The organism is Streptococcus sp. CP1998 (assembly GCF_041026655.1).
GTDB classification, from domain to species: domain Bacteria; phylum Bacillota; class Bacilli; order Lactobacillales; family Streptococcaceae; genus Streptococcus; species Streptococcus dentalis.
Map to the genome: position 1 here is coordinate 731,126 of NZ_CP163380.1, position 25,049 is coordinate 756,174.

Genomic DNA, 25,049 nt, shown 5'->3' on the forward strand with positions numbered 1-25,049 from the left:
GCATGAAACAGCGTGGTAAAAGGATTCGCCCATCTGGTAAAGATTTAGTCTTTCATTTTACGATAGCGTCACTCCTGCCTGTTTTCCTGCTGGTTGTCGGACTGTTTCATGTGAAGACAATCCAGCAGATCAACTGGCAGGATTTTAACCTATCACAAGCAGATAAGATTGACATTCCCTATTTAATTATCAGTTTCAGTGTCGCAATTCTTATCTGCTTGCTGGTAGCGTTTGTATTCAAACGGGTTCGCTATGATACGGTTAAACAACTTTACCACCGTCAAAAACTGGCAAAGATGATACTTGAAAACAAGTGGTATGAATCTGAACAGGTCAAAACAGAGGGTTTCTTTAAAGATAGTGCTGGTCGTACAAAGGAAAAGATAACCTACTTCCCTAAAATGTATTATCGACTTAAAAATGGCTTGATACAGATACGGGTGGAAATCACGCTGGGAAAATATCAAGACCAACTCTTACACTTGGAAAAGAAATTAGAGAGTGGCTTGTACTGTGAGCTGACGGATAAAGAGTTAAAGGATTCCTACGTGGAATATACCTTGCTCTATGACACCATAGCCAGTCGTATTTCTATTGATGAAGTAGAAGCTAAAGATGGTAAACTTCGCTTAATGAAAAACGTATGGTGGGAATATGATAAGCTCCCTCATATGTTGATTGCTGGTGGTACAGGTGGCGGTAAAACTTACTTTATACTGACACTGATTGAAGCCTTGCTTCATACAGATTCAAAACTGTATATTCTTGACCCGAAAAATGCTGACCTTGCGGACTTAGGTTCTGTGATGGCAAATGTCTACTATAGAAAAGAAGACTTGCTTTCTTGCATTGAAACATTCTATGAAGAAATGATGAAACGTAGTGAGGAAATGAAGCAGATGAAGAACTATAAGACTGGCAAAAATTATGCTTACTTAGGTCTCCCGGCACACTTCTTAATCTTTGATGAATACGTCGCTTTCATGGAAATGCTGGGAACAAAAGAAAACACCGCAGTTATGAATAAGCTGAAACAGATTGTCATGTTAGGTCGTCAAGCTGGCTTCTTTCTAATACTGGCTTGTCAACGTCCAGACGCAAAATATTTAGGCGACGGAATCCGTGATCAGTTTAATTTCAGAGTGGCTTTAGGTCGTATGTCTGAAATGGGCTATGGCATGATGTTTGGCAGTGACGTACAAAAGGATTTCTTCTTAAAGCGAATCAAAGGTCGTGGCTATGTTGATGTAGGAACAAGTGTCATATCAGAGTTTTATACTCCCCTTGTACCAAAAGGATATGATTTCTTGGAGGAAATTAAAAAGTTATCCAACAGCAGACAGTCCACGCAGGCGACGTGCGAAGCGGAAGTCGCAGGTGTGGACTGATCTTGCTGGCTGGTGTGGCAATAGCCACGCCAGCACTTAACCCCCCGTATCTAACAGGGGGGTACAAATCGACAGGAAACAGTCAAAAAAACATTAGAAAATCCTTTGGTTACAAGGGATTTACAAAATTTCAGCGTATGTCAAATGGGCTTTAAAAGTTGACATACGCCTTTTTGATTGGAGGGATTTTTACTGAATGAACAAACTTGGTTACAGCATTTAAAAGAAAAACGCTTGGCTTATGGACTATCTCAAAACCGTTTAGCTGTTGCGACTGGTATTACAAGGCAGTATCTAAGCGATATTGAAACAGGAAAAGTCAAGCCATCAGAGGATTTACAGCAGTCCCTTTGGGAAGCTCTGGAACGCTTCAATCCCGACGCTCCCCTTGAAATGCTGTTTGATTATGTAAGGATTCGCTTTCCGACAACAGACGTACAGCAGGTGGTCGAAAACATCTTACAACTGAAACTGTCCTATTTTCTTCATGAGGACTATGGTTTCTATTCTTATTCAGAGCATTATGCTTTAGGCGATATATTCGTTCTCTGCTCCCACGAACTGGACAAAGGAGTTCTGGTGGAATTGAAAGGTCGTGGGTGTCGGCAATTTGAAAGCTATCTTCTGGCTCAACAAAGAAGCTGGTATGAGTTCTTTATGGACGCTTTGGTGGCTGGCGGTGTGATGAAACGCCTTGACCTTGCCATTAACGATAAGACAGGGATTTTGAATATCCCTGTACTCACTGAAAAATGCAGACAGGAAGAATGTATATCCGTCTTCCGCAGTTTCAAAAGCTATCGCAGTGGCGAACTGGTACGCAAAGATGAAAAGGAATGTATGGGAAATACCCTCTATATCGGTTCATTACAGAGTGAAGTTTATTTCTGTATCTATGAAAAGGACTATGAACAGTACAAGAAAAATGATATTCCCATTGAAGACGCAGAAGTAAAAAACCGTTTTGAGATTCGATTGAAAAATGAGCGTGCCTATTATGCAGTCCGTGATTTACTCGTCTATGACAATCCAGAGCATACCGCCTTTAAAATTATCAATCGGTATATCCGTTTTGTAGATAAAGACGATTCCAAACCTCGTTCTGATTGGAAACTGAATGAAGAATGGGCTTGGTTTATTGGGAACAATCGTGAACGATTAAAACTAACCACAAAACCAGAGCCTTACTCCTTCCAAAGGACGCTGAACTGGCTATCTCATCAAGTTGCCCCGACCTTAAAGGTTGCGATTAAACTTGATGAAATCAACCAGACGCAGGTTGTAAAAGACATTCTCGACCATGCGAAACTGACAGACCGACACAAGCAGATTTTGAAGCAACAGTCAGTAAAAGAACAGGACGTGATAACAACAAAAAAAGGATATAATGGGAGATAAGACGGTTCGTGTTCGTGCTGACTTGCACCATATCATAAAAATCGAAACAGCAAAGAATGGCGGAAACGTAAAAGAAGTTATGGAAATAAGACTTAGAAGCAAACTTAAGAGTGTGTTGATAGTGCATTATCTTAAAATTTTGTATAATAGGAATTGAAGTTAAATTAGATGCTAAAAATTTGTAATTAAGAAGGAGGGATTCGTCATGTTGGTATTCCAAATGCGTAATGTAGATAAAACATCTACTGTTTTGAAACAGACTAAAAACAGTGATTACGCAGATAAATAAATACGTTAGATTAATTCCTACCAGTGACTAATCTTATGACTTTTTAAACAGATAACTAAAATTACAAACAAATCGTTTAACTTCTGTATTTGTTTATAGATGTAATCACTTCAGGAGAGATTACATGAACAAAAATATAAAATATTCTCAAAACTTTTTAACGAGTGAAAAAGTACTCAACCAAATAATAAAACAATTGAATTTAAAAGAAACCGATACCGTTTACGAAATTGGAACAGGTAAAGGGCATTTAACGACGAAACTGGCTAAAATAAGTAAACAGGTAACGTCTATTGAATTAGACAGTCATCTATTCAACTTATCGTCAGAAAAATTAAAACTGAATACTCGTGTCACTTTAATTCACCAAGATATTCTACAGTTTCAATTCCCTAACAAACAGAGGTATAAAATTGTTGGGAATATTCCTTACCATTTAAGCACACAAATTATTAAAAAAGTGGTTTTTGAAAGCCGTGCGTCTGACATCTATCTGATTGTTGAAGAAGGATTCTACAAGCGTACCTTGGATATTCACCGAACACTAGGGTTGCTCTTGCACACTCAAGTCTCGATTCAGCAATTGCTTAAGCTGCCAGCGGAATGCTTTCATCCTAAACCAAAAGTAAACAGTGTCTTAATAAAACTTACCCGCCATACCACAGATGTTCCAGATAAATATTGGAAGCTATATACGTACTTTGTTTCAAAATGGGTCAATCGAGAATATCGTCAACTGTTTACTAAAAATCAGTTTCATCAAGCAATGAAACACGCCAAAGTAAACAATTTAAGTACCATTACTTATGAGCAAGTATTGTCTATTTTTAATAGTTATCTATTATTTAACGGGAGGAAATAATTCTATGAGTCGCTTTTTTAAATTTGGAAAGTTACACGTTACTAAAGGGAATGGAGATAAATTATTAGATATACTACTGACAGCTTCCAAGAAGCTAAAGAGGTCCCTAGCGCCTACGGGGAATTTGTATCGATAAGGGGTACAAATTCCCACTAAGCGCTCGGGACCCCTTGTAGGAAAATGTCCTAAGTGGGATATCTGTCAACTGGTATGGTTGACTAAAAATACTTCCTACGAAAATGTAGGGGGTATTTTTTTACGAAAAAATACAATCGATTCTTAAAAAGAAAAATTTTTGATTGGCAAAACCATAACAAGTTCGTTTTAGGGTTTTGATTTTGCGATTGATGCCTTCTAAAGGACCATTAGAGTATTCAAATTTAGCGCTATTTAAGACATATTTTCTGTTTTGACGAAGGGTTTGAATAGCAGTATCCATTTCTGTATTGGTTTTTTGGTAGTCTAAGATGGTTGACTCTAGTAATTCACTATTGCGCTCGTTTAGGGCTTTCGTGATATCTTGGTAAGTTTGGTATACTTCAGCGAACTTGGAAAATTTACTAGTAATGAGATCAACAGCATTTTGGCGAGTCATATATTGTTTAACGCCGCGAAGAAAAACTACTTCTTCAGGGTGAAGATCTTCAGCTTTTTTATGGAATAGCTTCCAATGTGACTTCATAATTTTATATTCTTGGCTCTGTTTATCAAGTTGCTTTAGGATAGAGATACGACAATTGTCCAAAGCGCGACCAGCTAATTGTACAAGGTGGAAGCGATCAATAATGATATTGGCATTAGGGAAAAGGCGATAGATAAAACTTTGATATTGAGCATTTAAATCAATTACAACTGATTGAACGCATTCGCGTTCGGCTTTTGAATAACGACTTTCAAAATAATCAACAATGGTAGGTGATAGACGATCCTGTAACTTTGTGACAATTTGGTGGGTTTCAGCGTCACAACAGATAAAGGACATCACAGACTTAATTGAACGAAACTCGTCAAAACATAGATGCTTAGGCAACTTAGCCACACGATAGTGTGGTTCCATGCGCTCTAAGATTGTTCGACGAACACTGCTAGGAGAGCAGTGACACATTTCAGCAATAAGCTGACCAGATAAGCCTTTACGAGCTAAAAGCATGATTTGATTTTTGAGATCACTGGATAAGGTTTGATTTTCTTTGGTTAAATTAGTAATAGCACCAAAAGTAGTATGGCATGATTTACATTTATAGCGTTGTTTACGAAGCTCTAGTTCATATCTTCTCCCATTTAAACTTGCCAGTCGTACATGAGTTTTGCGAAAGCCATCCTTATTAACTGTGGGAAAGCCACAGTTACGACAACGATTAATCGGATAAGAAAGAGTAGCTGTTATTAGCGTTATATACTCTTTAACAGAATCGTTGTTGTGTTCAGCTTCTTCAACAGAAATAATTTTAATATTTTTATCTTTAATTCCAAGAATATTTAGGATAGAATCATTATGGGACATTTGTTTAACCTTCTTTCATGATTTTTGTGGTGAATTGATTGTATAACGAGGGGACAGCAAATGTCCTCTTTTTTGTATAAAAAAATCTGGCATGGAATCTCTATCCATACCAGAAAGTGTATACCCCAAAAAAATAACTCAAATACAAATTCATTGAATATAGAGAGGAGAACATTTTTATGAATTTTGGACAAAACCTTTATAACTGGTTTCTATCAAACGCTCAATCACTGGTGCTTTTAGCAATCGTTGTGATTGGCTTGTATCTTGGCTTCAAGCGTGAGTTTAGCAAACTGATTGGCTTTTTAATTATTGCGATTATTGCGGTTGGCTTAGTCTTCAACGCTGCTGGAGTAAAAGACATTTTACTAGAGCTATTCAATCGCATTATTGGTGCTTAAATAAAACCGTTCTTTTGTGGAATATAAGTGGTTTTCTTATGTTCCGCAAAGGAATGGTACACCAAACGAAGTGCGGTAGGGATTTTTGAATCTCTACAAAGAAAGGACGTGAATATATGGACGATATGCAAGTCTATATTGCGAATTTAGGCAAATACAATGAGGGCGAATTGGTCGGTGCGTGGTTTACCTTTCCCATTGACTTTGAGGAAGTCAAAGAGAAAATCGGCTTGAATGATGAATATGAGGAATACGCCATTCATGACTACGAGTTACCCTTTACGGTTGACGAATACACTTCCATTGGCGAACTCAATCGACTATGGGAAATGGTATCGGAATTACCCGAAGAATTACAATCGGAGCTATCTGCTCTGCTCACTCATTTTTCAAGCATTGAAGAACTAAGCGAACATCAAGAGGATATTATCATTCATTCCGATTGTGATGATATGTATGACGTGGCACGCTACTACATTGAAGAAACGGGTGCTTTAGGCGAAGTACCAGCTAGTCTTCAAAACTATATTGATTATCAAGCCTATGGTCGGGATTTAGACCTTTCAGGAACGTTTATCTCAACCAATCATGGGATTTTTGAAATCGTCTATTAAATCTGTCGGTACATTACTACTGGCAGATTTTCTATTTTACGGGGTGGCTCAATCAGCTACCCCTATTTTTTATGAAAGGATTGATTACATGAAGAAAATACGAAGCTATACCAGTATCTGGTCTGTGGAAAAGGTACTGTATTCTATCAATGATTTTAGACTTCCGTTTCCCATAACCTTTACGCAAATGACATGGTTTGTCGTGTCACTCTTTGCAGTGATGATACTTGGCAACTTGCCCCCTCTTTCCATGATAGAGGGAGCATTTCTCAAATACTTTGGGATTCCTGTGGCTTTCACATGGTTTATGTCTACAAAAACTTTTGATGGTAAAAAGCCTTATGGATTTTTGAAGTCTGTCATTGCTTATGCACTGCGACCAAAGCTGACCTATGCAGGAAAAAAAGTAACGCTTGGCAGAAACCAGCCACAAGAAGCCATTACAGCAGTTAGGAGTGAATTTTATGGCATATCCAATTAAATACATTGAAAACAATCTCGTCTGGAATAAAGACGGGGAATGTTATGCTTACTATGAGCTTGTTCCTTACAATTACTCATTTCTAAGTCCAGAACAGAAAATACAAGTGCATGATTCTTTCAGACAGCTTATCGCACAAAATCGTGATGGCAAAATTCATGCTTTACAAATCAGTACAGAATCCAGCATACGTTCTGCACAAGAGCGTTCCAAAAATGAAGTCACTGGCAAGCTCAAAGCGGTTGCCTATGACAAAATCGACCAACAGACAGACGCTTTAATATCCATGATTGGCGAAAATCAAGTGAACTACCGTTTCTTTATCGGCTTTAAGTTGCTTCTCAACGATCAGGAGTTTTCTATGAAAAGTCTTACCGTTGAAGCAAAAAATGCTTTGTCTGATTTTGTCTATGATGTGAACCATAAGCTGATGGGCGATTTTGTTAGTATGAGTAATGATGAAATCCTGCGTTTTCAGAAGATGGAAAAGCTCTTAGAAAATAAAATCTCTCGTCGTTTCAAAATCCGCAGGTTAGATAAGGACGACTTCGGCTATCTGATTGAACACCTTTACGGACAGACAGGCACTGCCTATGAAGAGTATGAGTACCATCTATCAAAGAAAAAGCTGGATAATGAAACGCTGATTAAATACTATGACTTGATTAAGCCTACTCGCTGTTTGGTGGAAGAAAAACAGCGATATTTGAAAATCCAGCAGGAAGATGAAACCGTCTATGTAGCTTACTTTACCATTAACAGCATTGTCGGAGAACTGGACTTCCCGTCCTCTGAAATCTTCTACTACCAGCAACAGCAATTTACATTCCCGATTGATACGTCAATGAATGTGGAAATTGTAGCGAATCGTAAAGCCCTATCTACTGTCCGCAATAAAAAGAAAGAACTGAAAGACTTGGATAACCACGCTTGGCAAAGTGATAATGAAACCAGCTCCAATGTGGCGGAAGCTCTGGAAAGTGTGAATGAGCTGGAAACCAATTTAGACCAAAGCAAGGAATCTATGTACAAGCTGTCTTATGTGGTAAGGGTATCAGCAAATGATCTTGACGAACTCAAACGTCGTTGTAATGAAGTGAAAGATTTTTATGACGATTTAAGCGTAAAACTGGTACGACCATTTGGGGATATGCTCGGCTTACATGAAGAATTTTTACCTGCCAGCAAGCGTTATATGAATGATTATATTCAATACGTGACCTCTGATTTCCTCGCTGGTTTAGGTTTTGGTGCTACTCAAATGCTGGGGGAAAATGAGGGGATTTATGTTGGCTACAGCTTAGATACTGGACGCAATGTCTATCTGAAACCTGCTCTTGCCAGTCAAGGGGTTAAGGGTTCAGTAACCAATGCGTTAGCGTCGGCTTTTGTTGGTTCGCTGGGTGGTGGTAAATCCTTTGCGAATAACCTTATCGTCTATTATGCGGTGCTTTATGGGGCACAAGCAGTGATTGTAGACCCAAAAGCAGAACGTGGCAGATGGAAAGAAACCTTGCCAGAGATTTCCCATGAAATCAATATCGTCACTCTGACTTCTGATGAGAAAAACAAAGGCTTACTTGACCCTTATGTGATTATGAAAAATCCCAAAGATTCTGAATCACTGGCTATTGATATTCTGACATTCCTTACGGGGATTTCCTCTCGTGATGGGAAACGCTTCCCAATCCTTAGAAAAGCCATTCGTGCAGTAACCAATAGTGAAGTACGAGGGTTGATGAAAGTGATTGAGGAATTACGGGTTGAGAATACGCCACTAAGTACCAGTATAGCCGACCATATCGAAAGTTTTACAGACTATGACTTTGCACATTTATTATTCAGTAATGGTTATGTGGAGCAGTCTATCAGCTTAGAAAAACAACTGAACATTATACAGGTTGCGGACTTGGTACTTCCCGACAAGGAAACTTCCTTTGAGGAATATACCACTATGGAGCTTTTATCCGTTGCTATGCTGATTGTCATTAGTACCTTTGCTTTAGACTTTATCCATACAGACCGAAGCATTTTCAAGATTGTAGATTTAGACGAAGCATGGAGCTTTTTACAGGTAGCACAAGGAAAAACACTATCTATGAAGCTGGTTCGGGCTGGTCGTGCTATGAACGCTGGGGTATATTTCGTGACCCAAAATACAGACGACCTCTTAGATGAAAAACTGAAAAATAACCTCGGCTTAAAATTTGCATTTCGTTCCACTGACCTTAACGAGATTAAAAAGACCTTAGCCTTTTTTGGTGTAGACCCAGAGGACGAAAACAATCAGAAGCGATTGCGTGATTTGGAAAACGGGCAATGCCTTATCAGTGATTTATATGGTCGTGTCGGTGTGATACAGTTCCACCCTGTATTTGAAGAACTGCTCCATGCCTTTGATACCAGACCACCTGTGCGAAAAGAGGTGTAAATGTGAAACCATCAATAGTAAACAGAATAAAATCAAACTGGACGCTGAAACGTCTAGGTAAAGTGGCAATGACAGTGGCTTTCACACTTGTGATTGCCATTTTTCTTTTAGCCATGCTGGGAACGGTGGTTCAAGCTGCGGGCTTGGTAGATGATACGGTCAATGTGGCAAATGAATACAGCCGATACCCACTTGAAAACTATCAACTGGATTTTTATGTGGATAATAGCTGGGGCTGGCTTCCGTGGAACTGGTCGGACGGGATTGGAAAACAGGTCATGTATGGACTATATGCCATTACCAATTTTATTTGGACAATCAGTTTGTATGTTTCCAATGCGACAGGTTACTTAGTACAGGAAGCCTATTCCTTAGACTTCATTTCCGCTACAGCAGATTCCATTGGTAAGAATATGCAGACCTTAGCTGGTGTGAGTGCAAACGGATTTTCAACAGAGGGTTTCTATGTTGGATTCCTCTTACTCTTGATTTTGGTTCTTGGGGTTTATGTTGCCTATACGGGACTGATAAAGAGAGAAACCACAAAGGCAATTCATGCCATTATGAATTTTGTGCTGGTGTTTATCCTATCGGCTTCCTTTATTGCCTACGCTCCCGACTACATTAAAAAAATCAATGACTTTTCATCAGACATCAGTAATGCCAGTTTATCACTTGGCACGAAGATTGTCATGCCCCATTCCGATAGTCAAGGCAAGGACAGCGTGGACTTAATCAGAGATAGCCTGTTTTCCATACAGGTTCAGCAACCGTGGCTACTGCTTCAATACAACAGTTCAGACATTGAAAGTATCGGTATTGACCGTGTGGAAAGCCTGCTCTCCACCAGCCCAGATTCCAACAATGGCGAAGACAGAGAAAAAATTGTTGCGGAAGAAATTGAAGACAGAAGCAATACCAATCTAACCATTACAAAGACCATTAACCGTTTAGGTACAGTCTTCTTCCTATTTGTCTTCAATATTGGGATTTCCATATTTGTATTCCTATTAACAGGAATCATGATTTTCTCGCAGGTACTTTTTATCATCTATGCTATGTTTCTGCCTGTGAGCTTTATTTTAAGCATGATTCCATCATTTGATGGTATGTCAAAACGAGCCATAACAAAGCTCTTTAATACCATTTTGACACGAGCTGGAATCACATTGATTATTACGACAGCATTTAGTATTTCAACCATGCTCTATACCTTATCGGCTGGTTATCCGTTCTTTTTGATTGCTTTTCTACAGATTGTGACCTTTGCAGGAATCTACTTCAAGCTGGGCGATTTAATGAGTATGTTTTCTCTACAGAGTAACGATTCTCAAAGTGTGGGAAGTCGTGTGATGAGAAAACCTCGTATGCTTATGCACGCTCACATGCACCGTCTACAGCGGAAACTTGGACGTTCCATGACTACTCTAGGGGCTGGGTCTGCCATTGTTACAGGTAAAAAAGGACAGTCGGGTTCGGGGAGTTCTGCAAGGACACAAGCAGATCACTCCCGACCAGACGGAAAGGAAAAATCAACACTTGGAAAACGTATCGGTCAAACCATCGGTACAGTAGCTGATACCAAAGACAGAATGGTAGACACTGCTAGTGGTTTGAAAGAACAGGTTAAAGATTTGCCGACCAATGCAAGATATGCAGTATATCAAGGAAAATCCAAAGTAAAAGAGAATGTCCGTGATTTAACCAGTAGTATTTCTCAAACCAAAGCGGACAGAGCCAGTGGACGCAAGGAACAGCAGGAACAAAGGCGAAAAACCATTGCGAAGCGTCGCTCTGAAATGGAACAGGTCAAACAGAAAAAACAGCCTGCTTCTTCTGTTCATGAAAGACCGACTACAAGACAAGAACAATATCATGATGAACAGACCTCAAAACAGTCTAATATTCAGACTTCATATAAGGAATCTCAACAAGCCAAACAAGAGCGTCCAGCAGTTAAGTCCGATTTTTCAAGTCCAAAAGTGGAACGCCAAGGCAATACCGTTCAAGAAAAAACCGTTCAAAAGCCAGCAACTTCAACCACTACAGCAGATAGAACTTCACAACGTCCAATCACAAAAGAACGTCCGTCTACTGTTCAAAGAGTACCACTACAAAATACAAGAAGTAGACCACCAATCAAAACCGCCACCATTAAGAAAGTCGGTAAGAAACCATGAAGTTGAAAACTTTAGTGATTGGTGGTTCTGGATTATTCTTGATGGTCTTCTCACTGCTTCTGTTTGTTGCCATTTTATTTTCAGATGAACAGGACAGCGGAATTTCCAATATTCATTATGGAGGTGTGAATGTTTCCGCAGAAGTGCTGGCTCATAAGCCTATGGTAGAAAAATATGCCAAAGAATATGGCGTTGAAGAATATGTCAACATACTTCTTGCGATTATACAGGTGGAATCGGGCGGTACTGCGGAAGATGTTATGCAGTCCTCGGAATCCCTCGGTCTTCCACCTAATTCATTGAGTACAGAAGAATCCATTAAGCAAGGTGTGAAGTATTTCAGTGAATTATTAGCCAGTAGCGAAAGGCTCAGTGTAGATTTAGAATCGGTTATCCAGTCCTACAATTATGGTGGTGGTTTCTTAGGGTATGTGGCTAATCGTGGAAATAAATATACCTTTGAACTGGCTCAAAGTTTCTCAAAAGAGTATTCAGGTGGCGAAAAAGTGTCTTACCCCAATCCCATAGCCATACCTATCAATGGGGGCTGGCGATACAACTATGGCAATATGTTTTATGTGCAACTGGTAACGCAGTATCTTGTCACAACAGAGTTTGATGATGATACGGTACAAGCCATCATGGACGAAGCACTGAAATATGAGGGCTGGCGATACGTTTACGGTGGAGCTTCCCCGACTACTTCTTTTGATTGTAGCGGACTGACACAATGGACGTATGGAAAAGCTGGAATTAACTTACCACGAACCGCACAACAGCAATATGATGTGACCCAGCATATCCCACTATCGGAAGCACAAGCTGGCGATTTGGTTTTCTTTCATTCTACCTATAACGCTGGCTCTTATATTACTCATGTTGGGATATACCTTGGCAATAACCGTATGTTTCATGCAGGCGACCCAATCGGTTATGCCGACTTAACAAGCCCCTACTGGCAACAGCATTTAGTGGGAGCAGGACGAATCAAACAATGAGAAAGGAAGATTTAATGATGAAATTTAGAAAAAATCAGAATAAAGAAAAACAGATACCAAAGGAAAAGAAACCTCGTGTCTATAAGGTCAATCCTCATAAAAAGGTTGTGATTGCCTTGTGGGTACTTTTAGGGCTTAGTTTCAGCTTTGCGATATTCAAGCACTTTACAGCTATAGATACTCATACTATTCACGAAACAACTATCATAGAAAAGGAATACGTTGATACTCATCATGTAGAAAATTTTGTAGAGAACTTTGCGAAAGTCTACTATTCATGGGAGCAATCCGATAAGTCCATTGATAATCGAATGGAAAGTCTAAAAGGCTATCTGACAGATGAACTTCAAGCTCTCAATGTTGATACAGTACGCAAAGATATTCCTGTATCGTCTTCTGTAAGAGGATTTCAGATATGGACGGTAGAGCCAACTGGCGACAATGAGTTTAATGTAACCTACAGTGTAGACCAGCTCATTACAGAGGGAGAAAATACAAAGACCGTCCACTCTGCTTATATAGTGAGTGTCTATGTAGATGGTTCTGGAAATATGGTACTGGTTAAGAATCCGACCATTACCAACATACCTAAGAAATCAAGTTATAAACCAAAAGCCATTGAAAGTGAGGGGACGGTTGATTCCATTACAACCAATGAAATCAATGAGTTTTTAACGACGTTCTTCAAGCTCTATCCTACAGCGACAGCCAGTGAACTTTCCTACTATGTGAATGACGGGATATTAAAACCAATCGGAAAAGAGTACATCTTTCAAGAACTGGTAAATCCTATTCACAATCGTAAGGATAATCAAGTCACGGTATCGCTGACAGTGGAGTATATCGACCAGCAGACCAAAGCAACGCAGGTATCTCAATTTGATTTGGTACTTGAAAAGAACGGGAGTAATTGGAAGATTATAGAATAACAAATATTGGTACATTATTACAGCTATTTTGTAATCACGTACTCTCTTTGATAAAAAATTGGAGATTCCTTTACAAATATGCTCTTACGTGCTATAATTTAAGTATCTATTTAAAAGGAGTTAATAAATATGCGGCAAGGTATTCTTAAATAAACTGTCAATTTGATAGTGGGAACAAATAATTGGATGTCCTTTTTTAGGAGGGCTTAGTTTTTTGTACCCAGTTTAAGAATACCTTTATCATGTGATTCTAAAGTATCCGGAGAATATCTGTATGCTTTGTATGCCTATGGTTATGCATAAAAATCCCAGTGATAAAAGTATTTATCACTGGGATTTTTATGCCCTTTTGGGTTTTTGAATGGAGGAAAATCACATGAAAATTATTAATATTGGAGTTTTAGCTCATGTTGATGCAGGAAAAACTACCTTAACAGAAAGCTTATTATATAACAGTGGAGCGATTACAGAATTAGGAAGCGTGGACAAAGGTACAACGAGGACGGATAATACGCTTTTAGAACGTCAGAGAGGAATTACAATTCAGACAGGAATAACCTCTTTTCAGTGGGAAAATACGAAGGTGAACATCATAGACACGCCAGGACATATGGATTTCTTAGCAGAAGTATATCGTTCATTATCAGTTTTAGATGGGGCAATTCTACTGATTTCTGCAAAAGATGGCGTACAAGCACAAACTCGTATATTGTTTCATGCACTTAGGAAAATAGGTATTCCCACAATCTTTTTTATCAATAAGATTGACCAAAATGGAATTGATTTATCAACGGTTTATCAGGATATTAAAGAGAAACTTTCTGCCGAAATTGTAATCAAACAGAAGGTAGAACTGTATCCTAATATGTGTGTGACGAACTTTACCGAATCTGAACAATGGGATACGGTAATAGAGGGAAACGATGACCTTTTAGAGAAATATATGTCCGGTAAATCATTAGAAGCATTGGAACTCGAACAAGAGGAAAGCATAAGATTTCAGAATTGTTCTCTGTTCCCTCTTTATCATGGAAGTGCAAAAAGTAATATAGGGATTGATAACCTTATAGAAGTTATTACTAATAAATTTTATTCATCAACACATCGAGGTCCGTCTGAACTTTGCGGAAAAGTTTTCAAAATTGAGTATTCGGAAAAAAGACAGCGTCTTGCATATATACGTCTTTATAGTGGCGTACTGCATTTGCGAGATTCGGTTAGAATATCGGAAAAGGAAAAAATAAAAATTACAGAAATGTATACTTCAATAAATGGTGAATTATGTAAAATTGATAAGGCTTATTCCGGGGAAATTGTTATTTTGCAGAATGAGTTTTTGAAGTTAAATAGTGTTCTTGGAGATACAAAGCTATTGCCACAGAGAGAGAGAATTGAAAATCCCCTCCCTCTGCTGCAAACGACTGTTGAACCGAGCAAACCTCAACAAAGGGAAATGTTACTTGATGCACTTTTAGAAATCTCCGACAGTGACCCGCTTCTGCGATATTATGTGGATTCTGCGACACATGAAATCATACTTTCTTTCTTAGGGAAAGTACAAATGGAAGTGACTTGTGCTCTGCTGCAAGAAAAGTATCATGTGGAGATAGAACTAAAAGAGCCTACAGTCATTTATATGGAGAGACCGTTAAAAAATGCAGAATATACCATTCACATCGAAGTGCCGCCAAATCCTTTCTGGGCTTCCATTGGTCTATCTGTAGCACAGCTTCCATTAGGGAGCGGAGTACAGTATGAGAGCTCGGTTTCTCTTGGATACTTAAATCAATCGTTTCAAAATGCAGTTATGGAGGGGATACGCTATGGCTGTGAACAAGGATTGTATGGTTGGAATGTGACGGACTGTAAAATCTGTTTTAAGTATGGCTTATACTATAGCCCTGTTAGTACCCCAGCAGATTTTCGGATGCTTGCTCCTATTGTATTGGAACAAGTCTTAAAAAAAGCTGGAACAGAATTGTTAGAGCCATATCTTAGTTTTAAAATTTATGCGCCAAAGGAATATCTTTCACGAGCATACAACGATGCTCCTAAATATTGTGCGAACATCGTAGACACTCAATTGAAAAATAATGAGGTCATTCTTAGTGGAGAAATCCCTGCTCGGTGTATTCAAGAATATCGTAGTGATTTAACTTTCTTTACAAATGGACGTAGTGTTTGTTTAACAGAGTTAAAAGGGTACCATGTTACTACCGGTGAACCTGTTTGCCAGCCCCGTCGTCCAAATAGTCGGATAGATAAAGTACGATATATGTTCAATAAAATAACTTAGTGTATTTTATGTTGTTATATAAATATGGTTTCTTGTTAAATAAGATGAAATATTCTTTAATAAAGATTTGAATTAAAGTGTAAAGGAGGAGATAGTTATTATAAACTACAAGTGGATATTGTGTCCTGTATGTGGAAATAAAACACGATTAAAGATAAGGGAAGATACTGAATTAAAAAAATTCCCCCTCTATTGTCCGAAATGCAGACAAGAAAATTTAATTGAAATAAAGCAGTTCAAAGTAACTGTGATTACAGAGCCAGACGCAAAGACGCAGAGCCGATAAAATGAGATTAATACAATCTCATTTTATCGGCTCTTTCCGTTATGTATGGATTCTTTTAATTAGTCTTCGATGTTTCTTGCTTCGTTGATACCGCTGGCTAAAGATTCCATTAAGGATAGTTCTTTGTCTGTAAAGCTATCCATGTATTTCTCTATCTGTAATCGTCGGGTGCTTTTTACCAAGTTATTAGCAGGTAAGAAAAATTCATCAACGGAAACATGAAGTAACGATACAAGGTCATAAAGAACTTGTATGCTGGGGTGTTGCCCCTTATTTTCAATATTAGTTAAGTAACGTGGGTCAATTTCAATCAATGCTCCCACTTGTTCACGAGTTAAACCTCGTTTCAATCGAGCTTCTTTAATGGCTAAACCAAAGGCTCTAAAATCATATTTATCTTCTTTTTTACGCATAGTAGACCACCTCTATACATTTTACTGTTCCTATTGAATTAGAAACAGGTATAGAAAAACATGTTATATAGTTTATAGGTTCATATTTAATAAAAAGCACTACTAAACGCCAATAAAAAAAACCGTTATATGGTAGTGCTATTTATGCTGTTAAAATATTGTATCTTACTTCCAAATGGCGGTTTGTTGGAGGTCAAAGTCGCCATGAAGTATATCACATACAATCAAGTTCCCCACATTGAGTATTTATCAAAAAAAGTCGTCTATCTGCAATAGATAAGTACGTCCACCAATGTGGTTTTATAAATCATATAGATAGAAAAATAAAAGCATGTAAACAGAGAAATCAATCTGTTTGTGTGCTTTTTTGGTTATTCAGAACTTTTTTACAAAGTTTATTTATCAGTAATGCAACAAATCCCCCTTTCACATTGGGACTAAGAGTGAAAGGAGATAAACGAGCAAGGCTCACTTCCTTTCCTAGACAGAAAGAGGGTGAGAAACATGAAACCATCTTCTTTTCAGACCACAATAGAAAATCAGTTTGACTATATCTGTAAACGTGCTATGGGAGACGAGCGAAAGAATTATATGCTTTATCTTTCAAGGATTGCAAAGCGTGAGGTGTCCTTTTCGGATGTTGGCGATTATCTTGTTAGCCAGTTTGCGACAACAGATAACTATTCAACTGACTTTCAGATTTTTACACTCAATGGGTTATCAGTAGGCGTTGAAAATGATTTGTTGAGTGAAGCATTACGTGAGTTGCCAGACAAGAAACGTGAAATTCTACTGCTGTTTTACTTTATGGACATGAGCGATTCAGAAATTGCAGACCTGTTGAAATTGAACCGTTCTACTGTCTATCGGCATAGAACCAGTGGACTAGCCTTAATTAAAAAGTTTATGGAGGAATTTGAAGAATGAAAACACAATATCCTATGATTCCCTTTCCTCTCATTGTAAAGGCAACAGATGGCGATACCGAAGCGATTAACCAGATTCTACATCATTACAGAGGGTACATAACGAAGCGTTCCCTACGACTTATGAAAGATGAATATGGCAATCAAAGTATGGTCGTTGATGAAGTCTTACGTGGAAGAATGGAAACCAGACTGATTACAAAGATTTTGTCATTTGAAATTAAGTAATATCCTCTCTCCTTTCGTGGAAGCGTGCTAAACCATTCCACGCTTCCCGAACAGGGAGGTTTGTTATTCCACCAAAGCATATTGAGCTTTCAATGTGTTTTGATAGGCTAACGAGCCATTGTTCTTTGAAAACTGAATAAAAGTAATCGAATACGTTTCGATAAGAAAAGAGCCAACGGAACTAACCGCCATGACCTATCTTATAAAGATAGCGAGCGATTCATGTTAGTGATCCGAGAAGCAATCTTTAGCAGGATTGCCTGCAACGACATTCTTATCGTGATAATGATACTCCCATACAGTCAATAGTCCGAGCGTGATAAAACCGTCGCAGGCAATGAGTATGGCTACATGAGAACCATGCAGGGGTGGAACTCCCGTGAGCTTTGCTAAAGCTGTTCGATTGCTGGTAAAACAACTTTTATGAAATCCAAATAAGTGATTTGGAAAGGAGGATTTTATGAAGCAGACTGACATTCCTATTTGGGAACGTTATACCCTAACCATTGAAGAAGCGTCAAAATATTTTCGTATTGGCGAAAACAAGCTACGACGCTTGGCAGAGGAAAATAAAAATGCAAATTGGCTGATTATGAATGGCAATCGTATTCAGATTAAACGAAAACAATTTGAAAAAATTATAGATACATTGGACGCAATCTAGCGTCGCCAAAGGGTCTTGTATATGATAAAATAGTATTAAGTCGTATCAAGGCTCTTTCCATAAAGGAAAGGAGCAAATGCCATGTCAGAAAAAAGACGTGACAATAAAGGTCGAATCTTAAAGACTGGAGAGAGCCAACGAAAAGACGGAAGATACTTATACAAATATATAGATTCATTTGGAGAACCGCAATTTGTTTACTCGTGGAAACTTGTGGCTACAGACCGAGTACCAGCAGGAAAGCGTGATTGTATCTCACTTAGAGAGAAAATCGCAGAGTTACAGAAAGACATTCATGATGGTATTGATGTTGTAGGAAAGAAAATGACACTCTGCCAGCTTTACGCAAAACAGAACGCTCAAAGACCAAAGGTTAGAAAAAACACTGAAACTGGACGCAAATATCTTATGGATATTTTGAAGAAAGACAAGTTAGGTGTAAGAAGTATTGACAGTATTAAGCCATCAGACGCTAAAGAATGGGCTATTAGAATGAGTGAAAATGGTTATGCTTATCAAACCATCAATAACTACAAACGTTCTTTAAAGGCTTCATTCTATATTGCTATACAAGATGATTGTGTTCGGAAGAATCCATTTGACTTTCAACTGAAAGCAGTTCTTGATGATGATACTGTCCCTAAGACCGTACTAACAGAAGAACAGGAAGAAAAACTGTTAGCCTTTGCAAAAGCTGATAAAACCTACAGCAAAAATTATGATGAAATTCTGATACTCTTAAAAACAGGTCTTCGTATTTCAGAGTTTGGTGGTTTGACACTTCCAGATTTAGATTTTGAGAATCGTCTTGTCAATATAGACCATCAGCTATTGAGAGATACTGAAATTGGGTACTACATTGAAACACCAAAGACCAAAAGTGGCGAACGTCAAGTTCCTATGGTTGAAGAAGCCTATCAAGCATTTAAGCGAGTGTTAGCGAATCGAAAGAATGATAAGCGTGTTGAGATTGATGGATATAGTGATTTCCTCTTTCTTAATAGAAAGAACTATCCAAAAGTGGCAAGTGATTACAACGGCATGATGAAAGGTCTTGTTAAGAAATACAATAAGTATAACGAGGATAAATTGCCACACATCACTCCACATAGTTTGCGACATACATTCTGTACCAACTATGCAAATGCAGGAATGAATCCAAAGGCATTACAGTACATTATGGGACATGCTAATATAGCCATGACGCTGAACTATTACGCACATGCAACATTCGATTCTGCAATGGCAGAAATGAAACGCTTGAATAAAGAGAAGCAACAGGAGCGTCTTGTTGCTTAGTAGTACAAATGAATTTACTACTTATTTACCACTTCTGACAGCTAAGACATGAGGAAATATGCAAAGAAACGTGAAGTATCTTCCTACAGTAAAAATACTCGAAAGCACATAGAATAAGGCTTTACGAGCATTTAAGAAAATATAAAAAGATAATTAGAAATTTATACTTTGTTTCAAAGAAAAAATATATTTTTTTCTGATTAGAATGCCTTGAATTCTCCCCTGAAATCTATTATAATAGCTTGAATTCATTTGGAGAAAGGGAGTTCATTATGAAATTTTACTCTTATGACTATGTATTGAGTCAGATCAGTCAGCAAAATTGGGTGACTATTGGGATCTCTGGTTTGCTCATTCTACTGACTGGTTTTTTTGCGGTGAAAGCCTATCGGGATAAGCACGATAGCAAATTCCGTGAATTATCTATTATTTCCATTTTGACTCTAGTTGCAGTGGTCTTGATCGGCATCAGCAATTTCCAAAATAGCCAAAGTAATAATGACCAATTCCAACGTTCTCTGCATTTTATTGAGGTCATCTCAAAGGAGTTGAATGTCAAAAAAGAAGACGTCTATGTCAATACTTCAGCAGCCACAGATGGGGCGATCCTGAAGGTTGGAGAGGTTTATTACCGAGCTATCGCAGGATCTGACCCAGATAGCTACCTATTAGAAAAGATGGATCTGTATAAAACAGACGTGGAACTTGTGGAGGTGAACAAATGATAGTAAATTTTTTAAACATCTTGATTAAATTAGCTTTGGGCTTGATTTCCTTGGTATTTGTCATCAATGTGACCGGGAAAGGAAACTTAGCACCAAATTCTGCAGTAGACCAGATACAGAACTTTGTTCTTGGGGGCATTATTGGTGGGGTCATCTACAATAGCTCCATTACCATTCTTCAATACATTGTGATTCTCTTAATGTGGACTATTTTGATCTTGCTCTTAAAATGGCTCAATACCAATGTTCGTTTTATGAAGCACTTGATTGATGGAAAACCAACTGTCATCATTAAAAATGGGAAACTGGATCCGGAAGCGTGTCGTTCCAAAGGACTTTCTGCTTCAGATGTTGCTTTGAAACTACGTGGACAAGGGATTTTTCAATTAAAAGATGTGAAGCGCGCTGTTATTGAACAAAATGGTCAAATGATCGTTGTCCGTGCGGGGGATGAAAATCCTAAATACCCGATCATTACGGATGGAGTGGTTCAGCTTGAAATTTTGGAAACAATTGGAAAAAGCGAAGAGTGGTTGCTGGCTGAATTGGAAAAAGAAGGCTATGACAACGTTTTGGACATTTTCATTGCCGAGTATGACAAAGGCAAGATCAACGTTGTGACCTATTAGTAGAAGAGATTGGGCAAACAGCTCCAATCTTTTTTCTTTATAAAATTCCAGGAAAGGGCTCTTCCTTTTCTTGAGATACTCTTGGAAAAATAGTAAAATGGAAGGTAAGTGTTGATTAGAAAACAAGGATAGAACATTTCATGAAGAAGAAAATACGGAAGTTTGAGAATCATTCGATTACACGCAGACTCTACCTGCTGTTTAGTTTGATTTGCCTTCTTTTTTTGGTGCTGATTGCCCGACTTGGCTATATGCAGATCACTCACCAAGCCTATTATACGGATAAATTGGCAAAAGCTACGAAAAAGACGGTCAAACAAGGGAGTGTGCGAGGGCAAATCTATGATGCTTCTGGTAAGCCCTTGGTGGAAAATGTGGGAAAACAAGTCCTTACCTTTACACGTGATCGTAAAATGACGGCCCAAGAAATGCGAGAGACAGCTGGGAAACTCTTACAGTATGTCGATGTAGAAAATCCTCAAGTAACCGAACGTCAAGAAGTGGATTACTATCTAGCCAATACCAAGGTCTACCAAGAGGTCGTGGAACACCTACCTGAGAAAAAGAAATTTGATACTGATGGCAATCGTCTGCCAGAAGCTAAAATCTATCAAGCGGCAGTGGACAGCATTGACCCTTCAAAACTCGGTTACACAGATGATGAGAAAAAGATTATCTATCTCTATAGCCAAATGAATGCTGTGGAGAATTTTGCGACGGGGATTATTTCGACGCAAGCACTAGGAGCTGAGCAGATTGCGACCATCGCGGCTGACAGTCAGGACCTTCCTGGAATTGCGATCACGACCAGTTGGGACCGCAAGGTTTTGGATACTCCTTTAGCTTCTATCATCGGAACGGTTTCGACTGAGCAGGCGGGACTTCCAGCAGAAGAAGTCGAGGACTATGTCAAAAAAGGCTATGCCCTCAATGACCGGGTTGGAACGTCTTATCTCGAAAAGGAATACGAAAACGTCCTTCAAGGAAAACGCAGTGAAAAAGAAATTCTTCTGGATAAAAATGGCAATATGGATAAAGTGGTAGACATTTCAAAAGGAGCTAAGGGGGAAAACCTCAAGCTCTCGATTGACTTGGATTTCCAAAAAGGGGTGGAAGATATTCTCCGCTCTGCCTTTAGCGCAGAGTTGCAAGCTGGAAATGCGACCTACTCCGAAGGCGTCTATGCTGTAGCCCTTGAGCCTGATACAGGGAAAGTCCTTGCCATGGCAGGGATCAAACACCAGGCTGGTAGTCAAGATTTATCAACCGATGCTTTGGGAACAGTCACCAATGTTTTCGTCCCAGGATCGGTCGTTAAAGGAGCAACCTTGACTTCAGGATGGGAAAATGGTGCCATTTCCGGCAATCAGGTACTGACCGATCAGCCCATTGTTTTTGCAGGATCAACGCCGATTAACTCTTGGTTTACCCAATACGGCAGTCGCTCCATCAATGCAGTAGAAGCTTTGGAGTATTCTTCCAATACCTACATGGTCCAGATTGCTCTTAAGATGATGGGGCAACCCTACACTCCAAATATGACCTTACAAGTGGATCAAGTGTATCCTGCTATGAAAAAACTCCGCTCCACTTTTGCAGAGTACGGTCTTGGAACGTCAACGGGGATTGACCTTCCCAATGAATCGACCGGTTTTATCCCGAAAGAGTATACAGTCGGTAATTATTTGACCAATGCCTTTGGCCAGTTTGACAACTACACCCCTATGCAATTGGCTCAGTATGCGGCAACCGTTGCAAATGATGGGAAGCGGGTGAGTCCTCATGTCGTCGAAGGAATCTATGACAATAATGATCAAGGTGGCCTCGGTCAGTTGAAAAAAGCGATCGAAGCCAAGGAGCTCAATCAAGTCCATATCTCAGCGGAGGACATGGCTTTGATCAAGCAAGGGTTTTACCAAGTGGCCAATGGTACGAGTGGGTTGACGACTGGAAAAACCGTTGGTCGTGGGGCCAGTGTGCCCATCAGTGCAAAGACTGGTACAGCTGAAACCACTGTCGATGGAGGCAAACAAGCCATTAATACTAATGTGGTGGCGTATGCACCATCGAATAATCCAAAGATTGCGGTAGCGGTGGTCTTTCCACATAATACCAATCTACAGGCAACGGTTAGTCATTCCATTACGCGTGACATTATTAACTTATACAATCAGAAACACCCCATGAATTAGAAAGGAAACTATGCTTTATCCAGCACCTATTGCAAAATTAATTGACAGCTATTCGAAGTTGCCAGGAATTGGGATCAAAACAGCGACCCGTCTTGCTTTTTACACCATTGGCATGTCAGATGATGATGTTAATGAATTTGCCAAGAACTTACTAAATGCCAAGCGTGAGCTAGGGTATTGCAGTATTTGTGGCAATTTGACTGATGAAGAAACCTGCGAGATTTGTCGAGATGAAACGCGGGATCCATCCCTCATTCTTGTTGTAGAAGATAGCCGGGATGTCTCTGCTATGGAAAATATCCAGGAATACCACGGTCGCTATCATGTCTTGCATGGCTTGATCTCACCCATGAATGGCGTGGGACCCGATGATATCAATCTCAAGAGTTTGCTCAGTCGCTTGATGGATGGAACAGTTACTGAGGTCATTGTTGCGACCAATGCGACGGCAGACGGGGAAGCAACATCTATGTATATCTCACGCGTGCTCAAACCAGCCGGGATCAAAGTGACCCGTTTGGCACGGGGTCTAGCAGTTGGAGCCGATATCGAGTATGCGGACGAAGTGACCCTTCTTCGCGCGATCGAAAATCGGACAGAATTATAAGAGAAGTTCTTTCGAAAGGGCTATCATTGTGGTATACTATCAAGTAAGAAATCAAGGGAACAATTAGGGAGAAACTATGAGTAAACAAGACTTAATCCTGTTATATGGTGGACGTAGTGCAGAACGTGAAGTATCTGTTCTTTCAACAGAAAGCGTGATGCGCGCGATTGATTACCAAGCATTTTCGGTTCAAACCTACTTTATTACGCAGTCAGGAGACTTCATCCAGACGCAAGCTTTTGAAGAGAAACCAGCGGATGATGAGAAATTGATGACCAATGAGACAGTGGACTGGTCTAAAAAAGTGGCTCCATCTGCGATTTACAAGGAAGGAGCAGTAGTCTTTCCAGTTCTTCATGGACCGATGGGAGAAGATGGCTCTATTCAAGGATTCTTAGAAGTCTTGAAAATGCCTTATGTCGGCTGTGGTATCCTAGCTTCCAGTGTGGCCATGGACAAGATCACGACCAAACGGGTCTTGGAGTCTGCAGGAATTCCGCAAGTTCCTTATGTAGCTGTAGTGGAAGGCGATGACGTGGATGAGAAAATTGCTGCAATTGAAGCGACTCTCTCTTATCCGGTTTTCACCAAACCATCCAATATGGGTTCTAGCGTAGGGATTTCAAAATCTGAAAACCAAACAGAGCTTCGGGCTGCTCTTGAATTAGCCTTTAAATACGATAGCCGTGTTTTAGTAGAACAAGGAGTCAATGCGCGTGAGATTGAAGTTGGACTGCTTGGAAACTATGATGTGAAGAGCACCTTGCCAGGTGAAGTTGTGAAAGATGTGGCCTTCTATGATTATGATGCCAAATACATCGACAACAAAATTACCATGGCGATTCCGGCTCAATTGGACCCTGAGGTTGTGAAAACCATGCGGACCAACGCAGAGAAAGCCTTTCGTGCGATCGGTGGTCTGGGCTTAGCGCGTTGTGATTTCTTCTATACCGATAAAGGAGAGATCTTCTTAAACGAACTCAATACCATGCCTGGATTTACCCAATGGTCTATGTATCCTCTGCTTTGGGACAATATGGGACTCAAATATACAGATTTGATCACCAAGTTAGTAGAGCTTGGAAAAGAAGTCTTCCAAAAACACGAAGCGCATTTGTTGTAAGAAAAGAGAGAGTGGGACAGAAATCGGTAATTCGTTAGAATTCGATTTCGTCGTCCCACCTCCGCACAGTTAAGTAGGGCTGTAAAAGCTGATAAAATCAGCGTAGTAGAGCCCACTCAACTACTGCGTCTTGCTCGACAATCCAAAAACAATCAAGAGGCTAGGACTTCTGTCCCAGCCACTTTT

The 25,049-nt window shown here is 39.4% G+C and carries 28 protein-coding genes and 1 pseudogene; 26 read left to right on the top strand and 3 right to left on the bottom strand.

The window, feature by feature from the left end:
• The first annotated feature begins 2 nt into the window (after positions 1 to 2).
• From AB4X21_RS03865 to erm(B), 6 genes are all read left to right on the top strand, one after another.
• A complete protein-coding gene (locus tag AB4X21_RS03865; RefSeq protein ID WP_000813488.1) occupies positions 3 to 1,388 on the top strand; it encodes an FtsK/SpoIIIE domain-containing protein in 1,386 nt (461 codons plus the stop codon).
• 2 nt (positions 1,389 to 1,390) lie between these two features.
• On the top strand, positions 1,391 to 1,543 hold the full coding sequence (locus tag AB4X21_RS03870; protein WP_000879507.1) for a hypothetical protein: 153 nt from the start codon (positions 1,391 to 1,393) through the stop codon (positions 1,541 to 1,543).
• A 22-nt stretch (positions 1,544 to 1,565) separates the two neighbouring features.
• Complete coding sequence (gene mobT, locus AB4X21_RS03875) at positions 1,566 to 2,786, top strand: MobT family relaxase (protein ID WP_369088217.1); 1,221 nt, start codon at positions 1,566 to 1,568, stop codon at positions 2,784 to 2,786.
• A complete protein-coding gene (locus AB4X21_RS03880; protein ID WP_000502600.1) occupies positions 2,776 to 2,943 on the top strand; it encodes an MLS leader peptide in 168 nt (55 codons plus the stop codon). Before mobT ends, AB4X21_RS03880 begins: the two co-directional genes overlap by 11 nt.
• 48 nt (positions 2,944 to 2,991) lie before the next feature.
• The gene (locus AB4X21_RS03885) at positions 2,992 to 3,075 is read left to right on the top strand and encodes a 23S rRNA methyltransferase attenuation leader peptide (RefSeq protein WP_001814874.1); all 84 of its coding nucleotides are present in this window, start codon (positions 2,992 to 2,994) and stop codon (positions 3,073 to 3,075) included.
• A gap of 124 nt (positions 3,076 to 3,199) precedes the next feature.
• A complete protein-coding gene (erm(B), locus tag AB4X21_RS03890; protein ID WP_001038795.1) occupies positions 3,200 to 3,937 on the top strand; it encodes a 23S rRNA (adenine(2058)-N(6))-methyltransferase Erm(B) in 738 nt (245 codons plus the stop codon).
• Between the two features lie 256 nt (positions 3,938 to 4,193).
• Here erm(B) and AB4X21_RS03895 read toward each other — a convergent pair whose 3' ends face one another.
• Entirely contained in the window at positions 4,194 to 5,441 is a 1,248-nt protein-coding gene (locus tag AB4X21_RS03895) for an ISL3 family transposase (RefSeq protein ID WP_000019067.1), read from the bottom strand.
• Positions 5,442 to 5,620: 179 nt separating this feature from the next.
• Between AB4X21_RS03895 and AB4X21_RS03900 the strand changes: the two genes are divergently transcribed.
• From AB4X21_RS03900 to AB4X21_RS03945, 10 genes and pseudogenes are all read left to right on the top strand, one after another.
• Complete coding sequence (locus AB4X21_RS03900; RefSeq protein ID WP_001009056.1) at positions 5,621 to 5,842, top strand: hypothetical protein; 222 nt, start codon at positions 5,621 to 5,623, stop codon at positions 5,840 to 5,842.
• 116 nt (positions 5,843 to 5,958) lie between these two features.
• A complete protein-coding gene (locus tag AB4X21_RS03905) occupies positions 5,959 to 6,456 on the top strand; it encodes an antirestriction protein ArdA (RefSeq protein WP_000342539.1) in 498 nt (165 codons plus the stop codon).
• 88 nt (positions 6,457 to 6,544) lie between these two features.
• Entirely contained in the window at positions 6,545 to 6,937 is a 393-nt protein-coding gene (locus AB4X21_RS03910; protein WP_000723888.1) for a conjugal transfer protein, read from the top strand.
• Positions 6,921 to 9,368, top strand: coding sequence for an ATP-binding protein (locus tag AB4X21_RS03915; RefSeq protein WP_272071924.1), 2,448 nt, complete (start codon positions 6,921 to 6,923; stop codon positions 9,366 to 9,368). Before AB4X21_RS03910 ends, AB4X21_RS03915 begins: the two co-directional genes overlap by 17 nt.
• Positions 9,369 to 9,370: 2 nt before the next feature.
• A complete protein-coding gene (locus AB4X21_RS03920; protein ID WP_000804748.1) occupies positions 9,371 to 11,548 on the top strand; it encodes a CD3337/EF1877 family mobilome membrane protein in 2,178 nt (725 codons plus the stop codon).
• Positions 11,545 to 12,546, top strand: a complete 1,002-nt coding sequence (locus tag AB4X21_RS03925) for a lysozyme family protein (protein ID WP_000769868.1) — start codon at positions 11,545 to 11,547, stop codon at positions 12,544 to 12,546. The genes AB4X21_RS03920 and AB4X21_RS03925 overlap by 4 nt, the downstream gene beginning before the upstream one ends.
• Entirely contained in the window at positions 12,543 to 13,475 is a 933-nt protein-coding gene (locus AB4X21_RS03930) for a conjugal transfer protein (protein ID WP_001224318.1), read from the top strand. The genes AB4X21_RS03925 and AB4X21_RS03930 overlap by 4 nt, the downstream gene beginning before the upstream one ends.
• Before the next feature lie 313 nt (positions 13,476 to 13,788).
• Positions 13,789 to 13,836 (top strand): annotated as a pseudogene (locus AB4X21_RS03935) (hypothetical protein); the annotation flags it as partial.
• A gap of 15 nt (positions 13,837 to 13,851) precedes the next feature.
• The gene (gene tet(M) / locus AB4X21_RS03940; protein WP_369088218.1) at positions 13,852 to 15,771 is read left to right on the top strand and encodes a tetracycline resistance ribosomal protection protein Tet(M); all 1,920 of its coding nucleotides are present in this window, start codon (positions 13,852 to 13,854) and stop codon (positions 15,769 to 15,771) included.
• A gap of 118 nt (positions 15,772 to 15,889) precedes the next feature.
• Positions 15,890 to 16,057 carry a cysteine-rich KTR domain-containing protein gene (locus AB4X21_RS03945; protein WP_000336323.1) on the top strand — a complete coding sequence of 56 codons (168 nt, stop codon included), beginning with the start codon at positions 15,890 to 15,892 and terminating at the stop codon, positions 16,055 to 16,057.
• Between the two features lie 59 nt (positions 16,058 to 16,116).
• On the opposite strand, the gene AB4X21_RS03950 is transcribed toward AB4X21_RS03945, so the two are convergent.
• Complete coding sequence (locus AB4X21_RS03950; protein WP_001227347.1) at positions 16,117 to 16,470, bottom strand: helix-turn-helix transcriptional regulator; 354 nt, start codon at positions 16,468 to 16,470, stop codon at positions 16,117 to 16,119.
• 144 nt (positions 16,471 to 16,614) lie between these two features.
• Here AB4X21_RS03950 and AB4X21_RS03955 point away from each other — a divergent pair, with 144 nt between their 5' ends.
• The 3 genes from AB4X21_RS03955 to AB4X21_RS03965 all read left to right on the top strand — a co-directional run bounded on the left by AB4X21_RS03955 (position 16,615) and on the right by AB4X21_RS03965 (position 17,624).
• Complete coding sequence (locus AB4X21_RS03955; RefSeq protein ID WP_004249786.1) at positions 16,615 to 16,746, top strand: hypothetical protein; 132 nt, start codon at positions 16,615 to 16,617, stop codon at positions 16,744 to 16,746.
• Positions 16,747 to 16,974: 228 nt separating this feature from the next.
• Entirely contained in the window at positions 16,975 to 17,397 is a 423-nt protein-coding gene (locus AB4X21_RS03960) for an RNA polymerase sigma factor (protein WP_369088219.1), read from the top strand.
• Positions 17,394 to 17,624 carry a helix-turn-helix domain-containing protein gene (locus AB4X21_RS03965; RefSeq protein WP_000857133.1) on the top strand — a complete coding sequence of 77 codons (231 nt, stop codon included), beginning with the start codon at positions 17,394 to 17,396 and terminating at the stop codon, positions 17,622 to 17,624. Before AB4X21_RS03960 ends, AB4X21_RS03965 begins: the two co-directional genes overlap by 4 nt.
• A 225-nt stretch (positions 17,625 to 17,849) precedes the next feature.
• Here AB4X21_RS03965 and AB4X21_RS03970 read toward each other — a convergent pair whose 3' ends face one another.
• Positions 17,850 to 18,101, bottom strand: coding sequence for a hypothetical protein (locus AB4X21_RS03970; protein WP_001845478.1), 252 nt, complete (start codon positions 18,099 to 18,101; stop codon positions 17,850 to 17,852).
• On the opposite strand from AB4X21_RS03970, the gene AB4X21_RS03975 reads away from it, so the two are divergent.
• From AB4X21_RS03975 to AB4X21_RS04005, 7 genes are all read left to right on the top strand, one after another.
• Positions 18,085 to 18,288: an excisionase gene (locus AB4X21_RS03975; protein ID WP_000814511.1), complete on the top strand. Its 204-nt coding sequence runs from the start codon at positions 18,085 to 18,087 to the stop codon at positions 18,286 to 18,288. The two genes, AB4X21_RS03970 and AB4X21_RS03975, sit on opposite strands and share 17 nt — an antisense overlap.
• An 81-nt stretch (positions 18,289 to 18,369) precedes the next feature.
• Positions 18,370 to 19,587, top strand: a complete 1,218-nt coding sequence (locus AB4X21_RS03980) for a tyrosine-type recombinase/integrase (RefSeq protein WP_001291561.1) — start codon at positions 18,370 to 18,372, stop codon at positions 19,585 to 19,587.
• Positions 19,588 to 19,859: 272 nt separating this feature from the next.
• On the top strand, positions 19,860 to 20,312 hold the full coding sequence (locus AB4X21_RS03985) for a DUF3290 family protein (RefSeq protein ID WP_201036876.1): 453 nt from the start codon (positions 19,860 to 19,862) through the stop codon (positions 20,310 to 20,312).
• Positions 20,309 to 20,941 (top strand): DUF421 domain-containing protein, encoded by a 633-nt coding sequence (locus tag AB4X21_RS03990; RefSeq protein ID WP_315378410.1) that lies wholly within the window; start codon positions 20,309 to 20,311, stop codon positions 20,939 to 20,941. The genes AB4X21_RS03985 and AB4X21_RS03990 overlap by 4 nt, the downstream gene beginning before the upstream one ends.
• Before the next feature lie 140 nt (positions 20,942 to 21,081).
• Positions 21,082 to 23,133: a penicillin-binding protein PBP2B gene (gene pbp2b / locus AB4X21_RS03995; RefSeq protein WP_369088220.1), complete on the top strand. Its 2,052-nt coding sequence runs from the start codon at positions 21,082 to 21,084 to the stop codon at positions 23,131 to 23,133.
• 10 nt (positions 23,134 to 23,143) lie between these two features.
• Positions 23,144 to 23,740, top strand: a complete 597-nt coding sequence (gene recR / locus AB4X21_RS04000) for a recombination mediator RecR (RefSeq protein ID WP_021152853.1) — start codon at positions 23,144 to 23,146, stop codon at positions 23,738 to 23,740.
• A 76-nt stretch (positions 23,741 to 23,816) separates the two neighbouring features.
• Positions 23,817 to 24,863: a D-alanine--D-alanine ligase gene (locus AB4X21_RS04005; protein WP_369088221.1), complete on the top strand. Its 1,047-nt coding sequence runs from the start codon at positions 23,817 to 23,819 to the stop codon at positions 24,861 to 24,863.
• The last annotated feature ends 186 nt before the right edge of the window (positions 24,864 to 25,049 follow it).